Origin of the sequence: Streptomyces spongiae, assembly GCF_009377185.1 — a bacterium.
GTDB classification, from domain to species: domain Bacteria; phylum Actinomycetota; class Actinomycetes; order Streptomycetales; family Streptomycetaceae; genus Streptomyces; species Streptomyces spongiae.
Window position 1 is genome coordinate 1 of record NZ_VJZC01001112.1, and the last position, 1,040, is coordinate 1,040.

Annotated in this window: 1 protein-coding gene; it reads right to left on the reverse strand. The window is 72.2% G+C overall.

From position 1 onward, the window contains the following. Nucleotides 1-44 precede the first annotated feature (44 nt). A partial coding sequence (locus tag FNH08_RS50480; protein WP_194238912.1) for a DEAD/DEAH box helicase occupies nt 45-1,040 on the reverse strand: 996 nt, incomplete at its 5' end.

A 1,040-nucleotide genomic window follows, 5' to 3' on the forward strand; every position in this document is an offset into this window, starting at 1 on the left:
GGTGAAGTCGGGGCTGGCGGGAGCCTGAGGCCGCCGGCCACCCGCTACTCCGACACGGCAGCCAGCCGCTGCTGTTCCTCCTCCACGATGCGGCGCGCCAGGCCGGTGTCCGAGACGTCCACGGCGTCCGGGGTGGACTCGGCGACGTCGCTGCGGCGGGCGTAGGCATCGAAGAGGCGGGTCTTGTTCTTCAGGATGTCCAGCAGGCGCTGGTCGACGCTGTCGGTGGCGAGCAGACGGTGGACCTGGACAGTGCGGACCTGCCCCATGCGGTGGGCGCGGGCCACGGCCTGGTGCTCCAGGGTGGGCTTGACCTGCGGCTCGCAGAGGATCACCACGGAGGCCGCCTGGAGGTTGAGCCCCACGCCGCCCGCCTCGATCTGGCAGAGCAGCACCGCGTGCCCGGGGGCGGCCGCGAAGTCGTCCACCAGGCGCTGGCGGCGGGCCGCCGGGACCGTACCGGATATGGGGCCGAACGTCCCTTCCCCCAGCGTCCGGTGGACCGTGTCGAGCACGTCGCGGAAGTAGGAGAAGACCACGACCTTCAGGTCGCTGCCCTCGGCCTCGGTCACCAGTTCGCGTAGGCGCTGGAGCTTCGCGGACTTCCGCGCGTCCGCGTAGCCGGCGCGGCGCATCGCCATGAAGTTCCCGTCCGCGACCGCCTTGCGGTACGCCTCCTCGTCCGCGGCGCTGAACTCCTCCCACTCGTCGACCTGCAGCAGGGCGGGCAGCTCGGTGAGCACGTCCTTCTGGTTGCGGCGCAGGTACGCGGGCGCGACCGACCTGCGGAAGGTGTACGGCCCGGCGGCCGCGCTGGTGTCGCTGATGTCGGGGAGCAGGCCGGGCTGGAGGTGGCGTACGAGGGAGCGGAACTCCTCGACGCGGTTCTCCATGGGTGTGCCGGTGAGGAACAGCACGCGATCGCACGTGGCCGCCCAGGCCGCGACCGCCTGGGAGCGGCGGGTGTCCGGGTTCTTCACGTAGTGCGCCTCGTCGACGACGAGCATCCCGGGGACGGCGGGAGGGGGCTCGTCGGGTCC